Annotated in this window: 8 protein-coding genes; 4 read left to right on the top strand and 4 right to left on the bottom strand. The window is 71.1% G+C overall.

The window, feature by feature from the left end:
- The first annotated feature begins 339 nt into the window (after positions 1 to 339).
- Positions 340 to 765 (top strand): aggregation-promoting factor C-terminal-like domain-containing protein, encoded by a 426-nt coding sequence (locus ACZ60E_RS43580; RefSeq protein ID WP_384807530.1) that lies wholly within the window; start codon positions 340 to 342, stop codon positions 763 to 765.
- 217 nt (positions 766 to 982) lie between these two features.
- Here the strand turns inward: ACZ60E_RS43580 and ACZ60E_RS43575 are convergent, their stop codons facing one another.
- Positions 983 to 2,158, bottom strand: coding sequence for a PucR family transcriptional regulator (locus ACZ60E_RS43575; protein WP_469447906.1), 1,176 nt, complete (start codon positions 2,156 to 2,158; stop codon positions 983 to 985).
- A gap of 412 nt (positions 2,159 to 2,570) precedes the next feature.
- On the opposite strand from ACZ60E_RS43575, the gene ACZ60E_RS43570 reads away from it, so the two are divergent.
- On the top strand, positions 2,571 to 3,383 hold the full coding sequence (locus ACZ60E_RS43570) for an acyl carrier protein (protein WP_469447904.1): 813 nt from the start codon (positions 2,571 to 2,573) through the stop codon (positions 3,381 to 3,383).
- On the opposite strand, the gene ACZ60E_RS43565 is transcribed toward ACZ60E_RS43570, so the two are convergent.
- Together ACZ60E_RS43565 and ACZ60E_RS43560 are read right to left on the bottom strand one after the other, a co-directional pair.
- Positions 3,380 to 3,919 carry a pyridoxamine 5'-phosphate oxidase family protein gene (locus ACZ60E_RS43565; protein ID WP_469447902.1) on the bottom strand — a complete coding sequence of 180 codons (540 nt, stop codon included), beginning with the start codon at positions 3,917 to 3,919 and terminating at the stop codon, positions 3,380 to 3,382. The two genes, ACZ60E_RS43570 and ACZ60E_RS43565, sit on opposite strands and share 4 nt — an antisense overlap.
- A gap of 282 nt (positions 3,920 to 4,201) precedes the next feature.
- Positions 4,202 to 5,371 carry a steroid 3-ketoacyl-CoA thiolase gene (locus tag ACZ60E_RS43560; protein WP_384807522.1) on the bottom strand — a complete coding sequence of 390 codons (1,170 nt, stop codon included), beginning with the start codon at positions 5,369 to 5,371 and terminating at the stop codon, positions 4,202 to 4,204.
- Positions 5,372 to 5,699: 328 nt separating this feature from the next.
- On the opposite strand from ACZ60E_RS43560, the gene ACZ60E_RS43555 reads away from it, so the two are divergent.
- Together ACZ60E_RS43555 and ACZ60E_RS43550 are read left to right on the top strand one after the other, a co-directional pair.
- A complete protein-coding gene (locus tag ACZ60E_RS43555) occupies positions 5,700 to 6,944 on the top strand; it encodes a cytochrome P450 (RefSeq protein ID WP_469447900.1) in 1,245 nt (414 codons plus the stop codon).
- Positions 6,945 to 7,138: 194 nt separating this feature from the next.
- Positions 7,139 to 8,746 (top strand): hypothetical protein, encoded by a 1,608-nt coding sequence (locus ACZ60E_RS43550; protein ID WP_469447899.1) that lies wholly within the window; start codon positions 7,139 to 7,141, stop codon positions 8,744 to 8,746.
- Here the strand turns inward: ACZ60E_RS43550 and ACZ60E_RS43545 are convergent.
- Complete coding sequence (locus tag ACZ60E_RS43545; RefSeq protein WP_469447897.1) at positions 8,700 to 10,817, bottom strand: bifunctional glycosyltransferase 87/phosphatase PAP2 family protein; 2,118 nt, start codon at positions 10,815 to 10,817, stop codon at positions 8,700 to 8,702. The two genes, ACZ60E_RS43550 and ACZ60E_RS43545, sit on opposite strands and share 47 nt — an antisense overlap.
- Between the last annotated feature and the right edge of the window lie 97 nt (positions 10,818 to 10,914).

Genomic DNA, 10,914 nt, shown 5'->3' with positions numbered 1-10,914 from the left:
GCCGCAACTACGTGGGGTCACGCGTACCGTGCGCATCTCGTGAGGCGGCCCACAGGACCTTGGTCCTCCACTAACCGCGACCGTAGACCGCACCCCTTGTCATGACCACGGCCCAACCGCCTCTGACCTGCGGATTGAGAGCCACGCCACAGAGGGACCTTTCGCGACGGGTACGACCACAACTAGCAAAAGGGGTCATTGCGGACAGGCTTCCGGCCTGGTTCATTGGTGGAGTCGCAAGGCGCCGACGTGCCCCTCAGGGCCTCGGCGCCGCCGCATGCCAGGGCTGGACGTCAGGGCGTACGAGCGACCGTCCCGTCCCCGAAGAAAAGGTTCTCCGTGTCCTTCTCCACCCGCATCCGTCTCATCGCCACCCCGAAGAAGGCCCTCACCGGCGCCGCCGTGGCGGCCGCCACCGCCGGCATGGTCATCGCGGCGGGCCCCGCCCAGGCCGCGACCCCCACGGTGGCCTCCTCCGCGTCGGCCAAGACGATCGCGCAGAAGATGATCCACGACGACGCCCAGTACAAGGCGTTCTCGAAGATCGTCGAGCACGAGAGCGGCTGGGACGTCGACGCCACGAACTCCTCCTCCGGCGCCTACGGCCTGGTCCAGGCCCTGCCCGCGTCGAAGATGTCCTCCGCGGGCTCCGACTGGAAGACCAGCGCGAAGACCCAGATCAAGTGGGGCCTCGACTACATGAACGACCGCTACGGCAGCCCGGTCGGCGCCTGGAACTTCTGGCAGTCCAACGGCTGGTACTGAGCCCGACCCACTAGGGCGAGGCCCGTCAGAGGCGCGGCCGGCCCGCTAGGGCCCGGCCCGTAAGGGGCGCGGGGAACTGCGCGACCAGCCACGACGCACCCGCAGCCAAAGAACCGACCTCCCAGCGGGGCCGGCGAAACCCCCGTACGCGAAGGCGGCGGCCCCGATCCCCGGGCCGCCGCCTTCGCCATGCGCGGCGTGCGCCACGCGGCGGCACTCAACCCCAGGCGCCGGCCCGCACCCGGGTGACGGCGGTACTGAGAAGGCGGACCCCCTTGGTGGAGCCGGGGTCCACGCCGGTCAGGGCCCGTACCCGGCGCAACCGGTAGTCCAGGGTGCGGGGATGGACGTGCAGCGCGGCGGAGGCCCGCAGCCGGTTCATGTCGGCGCGATAGTAGGCGTCCAGCGTCGCCACGAGATCGGGGCCCTCCGCCAGACGTCTGGTGAGGTCGCGTAACCAGTCGTCGAGCTGGGGCAGTTGCACGAGCCCCATCTCGACGAAGACGTCGGCGGCCGTGCAGGCGCGGTCGGGGGAACCGGTGACGGGCGCGGCCCTGCTGACCAGTGCGGCCGTCCGGGCGGTCTCGGCCAGCGCGGCGACCGCTCCGGTGGCCGTGCCGACGGCGCACGGCAGTCCGACGGCCGCCGAGAAGTCCCGGGCGAGTGCGAGGACGCGCCGGTCCACCGCGGCCGGGTCCGGGTCGTCGGCCGGGACCAGCGCGACGAATTCCTCCGGCCGCAGCCAGAGCATGGGCACCCGATGGTTCAGGACGAACGGTTCGAGCAGCGCGGCACGTCTCCCGCCGTCCGGAAGGGGGCGTGACGCCGGGAACCGCAGCACGGTGACGGCGTAGCGGCCGGGGCAAGGCAGGCCCAGGTCCCGGACGACGTCGGGGGCCGCGGGGTCGTCGGCCAGCAGCATCTTCGCGCACGTCTGGACCCGCGCCACCGCCGACAGCGCACGGGAGCGCCCCTTCTCGAAGCCGCGCACGTAGGCGCTGCGGGCCGTTCCGGCCTGTGCGGAGAACCAGGTGACCATGCGCAGCAGGCCGTCCATGTCGTGCGTGGCGGGCGCCTCGCTGATCTCCCGCAGCATGGAGCTGGTGTGCAGCGTGAGGGCGTTCTGCTGGGACGATTCGGAGAATCCCTTCGCCCCGCGGTCCTGGCCGATCGACGCGATGAAGGACAGGTCCTCGCCCGAGAGCGGGACTCCCTCCCGGGCGAGGAAGACGGTGCGGCGGCGGATGGAGACCGCGAATTCCATGATCGCGTCGTAGAGTCTCGCGTCGTTGTGCGCACGGTGGTATTCGGGGAGTTCCTTCGCGTACATCTCGACGGCGTTCTTGGCGTTGTCCGTGACCTGGCTCTCCAGGATCTCGAAAATATCCCGCATGATCGCTCCTCCGTGGGTTGCGTGGCTCCTGCCGTAACCCCTGTCGCGGCCGTCGGCAGCGGGTCATGCCCATGTCAGCCAGATGCCTCGCCGCCGCCTCTGAGCTTTCGCAGGAACACGCCTGTTGGATTTCGTCCCCGGCACCCCGAGCACGCCCGGGGCGCACCCGGGGCACACCCGGCGTCCTACGGCCGTCATCCAGGTGAACCCGAAACCGGCACAAATCACCCCCCTGCCACAGCCGCGTAACGGGCCCCGCACCGCTACAACTCGCGCTCCACCCCGCCGGTCGAACCCGGTGCGTCGCACTTCTGCGCCGTGGCGGAACCGGTACCGCCCGGCGCGACTGCTCCAGTCCCGATCCAGGAGTCCCGACCGATCCCGCAGTCCCGACCGAACCCGGAGTTGACCTGTGCCCAGGAAGTCCCTGCCGACGCGGCTCGCCGCCCTCGCCGCGCTCCTGCTCACCACCGGAGCCCTGTCCGCGCCCGCCGCCTCCGCGAACTCCGCGGACGCCGCACCCGGCGACGCCTACGTCCTGACCGTGAGCACCGATCCGGCCACCACCGACCACGACAACCGCCGCGTCGACGTCACCGGTACCGTCACGAAGGCGGACGGCACCCCGGCGCCCCACATCCCCGTCACCGTCGAGGAAGTCGTCCGCTTCACCACCTGGAACCCGTGGGGCGACCCGATCGACCCCACGTACTACGAGCCGCGCGAACTGGGCAGGCCGGTCAGCGACGCCGACGGCAGGTTCACGATCCCGGACGTCGCCATCGACCACGTGGGCACGAGCAGTCTGCTCAACGTCCAGCAGGGGGTGCAGATCACGGCCTTCTACGACGAGGACGGCGACCTGAACACCCCGCAGGACGGCTACTTCGCCGACACCACCGTGACCGCCGACGCCAGGTCCAGTTCCGTCGCCTACACCGTCAACAGGAAGAGACTGAAGGCGGGCGACATCCTCATCGTCCAGGGCAGGGTCACCCTCCCCAAGGGGGTCGGGCCCGGTGACACCGAGGTCTTCCTGCAGACCTACTCGGAGGGCCAGTACCGCATGAAGACGACCACCAGGGCCGACGGCACCTTCATGCTGCTCGCACGAGTCCGCGACTACGACGACACGTTCACCCCGCAAACGGCCCCGCGGGACCTGTACGTGTCCGGCGCAAGCGAGTCGCTCCCGATCACCAACACCTCACTGCCACGCGCCTAGGGCCTGTCGTCACATTCCCGCCTGCCGGGCGAGACCTGGTCGCCGGTCCGCGGGTCACCCTCGCCCGGGCGGGGGTGACCCACCCAGGTGCCGTCGCGCATGACGACCCTGCCGCGCAGTTCCGGCTCGCCACGCCAGGCGCGCACGGTCCTCGGCACCACGCGCACATATACGAAGGACCCCTCCTCGGCGCGCGGGTCCCAGCCGAACTTGCCGGCGAACCCCTCCGCCGCGTCCGGGTGCACCCGGTCGTCGGGGAAGCATTCCGCCTCGCCCTGGAGAAGCACCACGTCGAAGGTGTCCGGCAGCGCCAGGCGCACCCGCGGCTCCGCACGGACGTTCCGTACGGTCACGGAGGTCGCGCCGGTGCACATCCAGAGCGCGCGTCCGTCCCACCGGAACCACAGAGGCACCTGGTGCGGCCCGTGCTCCGGATGGGACGTCGACACCCAGACGTCCCGCTCCGCGTCGAGCCGTTCCAGCGTGTCGCGTCTGCGCTCCGGCGTGGGCCGAGGCTCCGTTCCCATCATCCGCATGGTCGTCGAACCTAGCCAGCAGGGCCGCGGCCCGCATGAGGCGCGAGTCCTAGGGCCTGTCGTCAAATTCCCGACGTCCGCCCGGAGGGCGGGCCGGGCGGCGTCTGGTGCGTGCTCTCGGTGTGCCGGGCGGAAGCCCGCGTACTGGACGTACTTGGGCTTTCGCCCGGTGCGGCGAGTGGGGGTCCCCCCGGCCGGAGGCTGGGGGAGCGTGCCAGGCGTCGCCCGGCAGGCGGGAATTTGACGACAGGGCCTAGTCCCAGCGACCGACGCTCCCTGCGCTCAGAGCCGCTGAATGATCGTCCCCGTCGACAGCGCCCCGCCCGCGCACATCACGATCAGCGCGAACTCCTTGTCCCTGCGCTCCAGTTCGTGGAGTGCCGTGGTGATGAGGCGTGCTCCGGTGGCGCCCACCGGGTGCCCGAGCGCGATCGCGCCGCCGTTCACGTTCACCTTCGCCAGGTCCTGCCCGAAGACCTGGGTCCAGCTCAACACCACCGACGCGAAAGCCTCGTTGATCTCGACGATGTCGATGTCCTTCAGCGTCATCCCGGCCTTGCCCAGGACGGCCTTCGTCGCGTCGATCGGTCCGTCGAGGTGGAAGTGCGGGTCGGAGCCGACCAGCGCCTGGGCCACGATCCGGGCGCGCGGGCGCAGCTTCAGCGCCCGTGCCATCCGTTTCGACGCCCACATGATCGCGCAGGCGCCGTCGGAGATCTGGGAGGAGTTGCCGGCCGTGTGGACGGCCGTGGGCATGACCGGCTTGAGTTTCGCCAGGGCCTCCATGGACGTGTCGCGCAGGCCCTCGTCGCGGTCGACGAGCCGCCACATGCCCTGCCCGGCGCGCTGCTCGTCCTCGGTCGTGGGTACCTGCACGGCGAACGTCTCGCGCTTGAAGCGTTCCTCGGACCAGGCGACGGCCGCGCGCTCCTGGGAGATGAGCCCGAGCGAGTCCACGTTCTCGCGCGTCAGCCCGCGGTGGCGGGCGATCCGCTCCGCCGCCTCGAACTGGTTCGGCAGGTCCACGTTCGACTCGTCGGGGAACGGCTTGCCCGGCCCGTGCTTGGACCCGGAGCCCAGCGGCACCCGCGACATGGCCTCGACGCCGCACGAGATCCCGACGTCGATGACGCCGGCCGCGACCATGTTGGCGACCATGTGCGAGGCCTGCTGCGAGGAACCGCACTGGCAGTCGACCGTGGTCGCCGCCGTCTCGTACGGCAGTCCCATCGTGAGCCAGGCCGTGCGGGCGGGGTTCATGGACTGCTCACCGGCGTGCGTCACCGTGCCGCCGACGATCTGCTCGACGCAGTCCGCGTGGATGCCGGTACGGCCGAGGAGTTCACGGTAGGTCTCGCCCAGCAGATAGGCGGGATGCAGATTGGCGAGCGCGCCACCGCGCTTGCCGATGGGGGTGCGTACGGCTTCGACGATCACGGGTTCCGCGGCCATGGGGAGTTCCTCTCCTCGGGTCACCCGCGCGGCGCGGGCGTCCCGGCCCACCCGCCACGCTGAACTAGTACGCGTTCTAGTTCTGTGTGCAGTCTGCTGACCCGGCGTCCGCCACCGCAAGGGTCGTGCAGCTCCCGAAGTCGCGATCTGCACGGAGCTTGCACAGAAGTGGACCCCAGGCGGAAAGGAGGCACGCATCGAGATTCGGGGTGCCGCGCCTCTTGCCTCTTGTAGAACCCGTTACTACCTTCACGGCAATTCCCGGTGCCTGATGGACCGTCAGAACCCGACCGTCGTACGACCTGGACTTCACGACCTGGAGTTGCCCATGCCCTGTCCAGCGCTGCCCGACGGGTTCGATTTCACCGACCCCGATGTGCTGCACCACCGCGTGCCCCTCCCGGAGTTCGCCGAGCTGCGCCAGGCCGAACCGGTCCGCTGGATCCCGCAGCCGGCCAACGTCGCCGGCTTCCAGGACGAGGGCTACTGGGCCGTGACCCGGCACGCGGACGTCAAGTACGTCTCCACGCACCCGGAGTTGTTCTCCTCCACCCTCAACACCGCGATCATCCGCTTCGGCCCGCACATGGAGCGGGACGCGATCGACGCCCAGCGGCTGATCCTGCTCAACATGGACCCGCCCGAGCACACCCGGGTCCGCCAGATCGTCCAGCGCGGCTTCACCCCGCGCGCCATCCGCGCCCTGGAGCAGAACCTGCACGACCGCGCGAGCCGGATCGTCGCGACCGCACTCACGAACGCCGGCCCCGGCGGCTCCTTCGACTTCGTCACCGAGGTCGCCAGCGAGCTGCCCCTCCAGGCGATCGCGGAACTCATCGGCATCCCGCAGGACGACCGCGCCAAGATCTTCGACTGGTCCAACAAGATGATCGCGTACGACGACCCGGAGTACGCGATCACCGAGGAGATCGGCCAGGAGGCCGCCACCGAGATCCTCGCCTACGCGATGAACATGTCGGCCGACCGCAAGCAGTGCCCCGCCAAGGACATCGTCACCACGCTGGTGGCCGCCGAGGACGAGGGCAACCTCGCCTCCGACGAGTTCGGCTTCTTCGTCCTGATGCTGGCCGTCGCGGGCAACGAGACGACCCGTAACGCCATCACGCACGGCATGCACGCCTTCCTCACCCACCCCGACCAGTGGGACCTCTACAAGCGGGAGCGCCCGGCGACCGCCGCGGAGGAGATCGTCCGCTGGGCCACCCCCATCGTCGCCTTCCAGCGCACCGCGACCCAGGACACCGAACTGGGCGGCAAGCAGATCAGGAAGGGCGACCGCGTCGGCCTCTTCTACTCGTCCGCCAACAACGACCCGGAGGTCTTCGACACACCGGAGGTCTTCGACGTCCACCGCGACCCGAACCCGCACCTCGGCTTCGGGGGCGGCGGCCCGCACTTCTGCCTCGGCAAATCCCTCGCCACCCTGGAGATCGACCTCATCTTCAACGCGATCGCCGACGCGATGCCCGGCGTCCGTCTGGTCGGCGACCCGCGCCGGCTGCGCTCGGCCTGGATCAACGGCGTGAAGGAACTGCAGGTCGGCGTCGACTGAACCGTGCCGGCCGAAGAATCCCGCCGGGCCGACCGGATCCTCCCCCGATCGGCGAACATTTCGGGACTCGGTGAACGATTTCGATCCGCCGAGCGTCTTCACAGGTGGCACAGCCAACCCACACCTTCGAAGACTTCGAACGGAAACGCCGAGCCGTGGTCCCAGCCGAACTGTCCCCCGTCCGACAGGAGGGCGTGTGGACCGCCCGGAAGCGGGGCCTCCGACCGGTTTGGGAGCCGGTGTGGACACGGCACCGCGTGCCGCTCCTCGCCACCCTGCCGACCGTCCCGCTGTACGTGGTGTGGTGGCTGTTCCTGGCCACCGGCGGCGGCGATCTGGCCGCGCAGGAGGCCTGGGCCGACTTCGCGTCCCGGCACGGCGGCTCGGCGTACAGCCTGTTCTGGTACGGCGGGATGCACACCGCCAACTACAGCCTGATCTCGCCCTATCTGATGGCCGCCTTCGGTGTGCGCACGGTCACCGTGGCGGCCGGGCTGCTGGCCGCCTGGCTGGCCGCGGCCCTCATCGTCCGTACGGGAATCCGCCGCCCCCTGGGCCCCGCGCTGCTCGCGTCGCTGGCCCTGTGGTGCAACGTCGCGTCGGGGCGTACGACGTTCGCGCTCGGCGTCGCGCTCGGACTCGCCGCCTGCGTCCTGCTGACCCGGGAGCGGCGCCTGCCGCTGGCGTGGGCGTACGCGGCGCTCGCGACCATGGCCAGCCCGGTCGCCGGCCTGTTCCTCGTCGTCGCGGGCGCCGGCTACGCCCTCGTACGGGACCGGGCGCGGGCCGCCGCGCTGATCGCACCGCCGGTCGTGGTGGTCGGCGCGACGACCCTGCTCTTCCCGTTCGCCGGCGAGCAGCTGATGCCCGCCGCCCGGATCTGGCCGCCGGTCCTGATCGGTCTCGTCGTGCTGACGCTGGCCCCGCGCGGCTGGCGGGTCCTGCGCTGGGGCGCGGTCGTGTACGCGGCGGGGACGGTCCTCACCTACCTGGTGCCCTCGCCGGTCGGCACGAACGTGGAGCGGCTGGCGGAGCTGTTCGCCCCGGCGGCGCTGCTGGCCGCGCTGCTCGCGGTGCCGAGCTCGGGGCCCGCCCAGCGGAGGCGGCGCGTCGCGCTGACCATGGCGCTGGTGTTCTCCGTGGGCTGGGTCGCCAAGAAGACCGTCGACGATCTGGCGGTGTCGACCGTGGTGCCCGCCTGGGCCCACGACACCACCAGCGTCGTGGAGGCCCTGGGCCGGCTCGGCGCGGACCGTACGCGCGTCGAGGTGGTCCCGGCCCGCAACCACCGCGAGGCCACCGCGCTGGCCCCGCACGTGAACCTGGCGCGGGGCTGGAACCGGCAGCTGGACATGGAGCGGGGCCGGCTCTTCTACGACGGGACGTTCTCGGAGAAGACGTACCGGGAATGGCTCGACCGGTGGGCCGTCGGCTTCGTGGTGCTGCCCGAGGGCAAGCCGGACGGCTTCGCGGAGGACGAGGCGCGCCTGGTCAGGGGTGGCACGCCGTGGCTGGAGCCGGTGTGGCGCGACCCGAACTGGCGGGTGTACCGGGTGCGCGGGGCGGTACCGCTGGTGTCGGCGCCCGCCTCGGTCGTCCGGGCCGACAGCGCGGCGGTCGTGGTGCGGGTCCCGCGCCCCGGCCCGGTGACCGTACGGGTCGCGTTCTCGCCCTGGCTGTACGCCGAGGGGGGCTGCCTCGAAAAGGAGGGCGAGTTCACGCGGCTGACGGTGACCGAGCCGGGCGAGTACCGGATCAGCTCGGGGTACGGCCCTTCGCCGGGCCCGGCCCCGCGGTGCTGACCGCCTCCGCGTCCGCGGCTTCCCCGCCCTTCTCCGCGACTGCGGCCTCCCCGGAGGCTCCTTCCGCCGTCTTCGTGAGCGCGTGCGGGCGGGGCCTGGGCCCCTGGAGCAGGTAGGTCAGTCCGAAGCCGGCGCCGACGACGGCCGCGCCGCCCACCGCGTCCAGCACCCAGTGGTTGCCGGTCGCCACGATCGCGGAGACCGTGAACAGCGGGTGCAGCAGCCCGAGGGCCTTCATCCACCACTTCGGGGCGATGATCGCGATGACGAGCCCGCACCACAGCGACCAGCCGAAGTGCAGCGAGGGCATCGCCGCGTACTGGTTGGTGAGCGCGGTCAGCGTCCCGTAGTCCGGCTGGGAGAAGTCCTGCACACCGTGCACGGTGTCGATGAAGCCGAGGCCGGGCATCAGCCGCGGCGGGGCCAGCGGATAGAGCCAGAACCCGACGAGCGCGAACAGCGTGGCGAAACCGAGTGCCGCGCGGGCCCAGCGGTACTCGGCGGGCCGACGGGCGTACAGGACGCCGAGCACGGTCAGCGGGACCACGAAGTGGAACGACGTGTAGTAGAAGTTGAAGAAGTCCTCCAGCCACCCGACCTTCACGACCGCGTGGTTGACCCAGTGCTCGATGTCGATGAAGAGGAACTTCTCGATCGAGTGGATCTGCTCGCCGTGCTGTTCGGCGGTGGCGCGGCCCCCGGTGTTGGTGCCGCCGGTCGCCGCGAGCCTGACCTGCTGGTACGCGGAGTAGCCGACGCGGATCAGCAGCAGTTCGAGCAGGAGGTTCGGCCGGGTGAGGACCCGGCGCAGGAAGGGCAGCAGCGGGACGTGCCTGAACCGGGTGGGCACCGGCCGCGCGTACTCGGTCGGGACGGGCGAGCGGTAGTACTCCGACGTACGGGACAGAAACGGAACCACGGTCGCGGCGGCGAGGGCGGCGAGCAGCACGACGTTGTCGCGCAGCGGGTACAGCGACTCCATGTTCGGCAGCATCATCTTGGCCGGCAGGGTCATCACCAGGATGACGGCGACCGGCCACACGTACCGGTCGCCCGCCTTCTTGCCGACGCGGCCGACCAGCGCGAGCAGCACCCACAGCAGCTGGTGCTGCCAGGTGGTCGGCGCGACGGCGACGGCGACGCAGCCGGTGACCGCGACCGCGAGCAGCAGCTGCCCGTCGCGGGCGTAGCGCACCGCGCGGCGCAGACCGAGCACGGCGACGGCGGTGCCGAGCACCAGGAAGAGCCCGATCTCCAGCGGCCCCTCCATGCCGAGCCGCAGCAGCGCCCCGTGCAGCGACTGGTTGGCGAGATCGTCGGCGGGCCGCCCGAGCCCGACCCCGGCCAGGTGATGCACCCAGTACGTGTACGAGTCGTGCGGCATCGCGGCCCACGCGAGCGCGGTGAGCGCGGCGAAGGTGAGTCCGGAGGAGACGGCGGCCCGGCGGCGGCCGGTGAACCACAGGAGCGGCGCGAACAGCAGGACGGTGGGCTGCAGGGCCGCGGCGAGGCCGATCAGCACCCCGCTCGCCCGCTCCCCGCGCACGGCGAAGCAGCCGAGGAGCACGAGCAGGACCGGGATGATGCTGGTCTGGCCGAGGTAGAGGGTGTTGCGCACGGGCAGGGACAGCATCAGCAGGCTGATGGCGACGGGGGCGGCCAGCAACGCCGTACGGCGGCTCACCGGCTGCGGGAGGGCGCGGGCGGCGACCATGCCGAGGGCGACCACCAGCAGCAGGGTGCCGAAGGTCCAGCCCCAGCCGAGGGCCTGTTCGGCCGCCTTGGTGAGAGGCTTGAGGACGAGTCCGCCGAAGGGTGTGCCGGTGAAGCGCGTCGAGTCGTACAGCGAACCGTTCACATGCAGCACGCCGTCGGGTCCGACCCAGGTCTCCAGGTCCGTCAGGCGCTCGCCCCGGGGCGTACTCAGGACGACGGCGACCTGTCGTACGGCCAGGACCGCGGCGATGAGCCACAGGCCCACGCGGACCATGCCCAGTCGTGCTCTGGCCGCCTCGGGCGCCGTCGCCCCGAAGGGATCACCTGGTCGTCCGCCGTGCTCCACATTTGCCACGTGCCGTCGGCCCTCCCGCCCCGTTCGTCCTCTACGCCCCATGGGCCCCAAGAGTCCCGGGGGTCCCGTGCGTCTGTTTCCTGTTCGAACTCTAAGA

It is taken from the genome of Streptomyces sp. NPDC102514, from assembly GCF_055584525.1.
The sequence above is the reverse complement of the archived record's forward strand: the minus strand, read 5'-3'. Positions and strand labels throughout refer to the sequence as shown.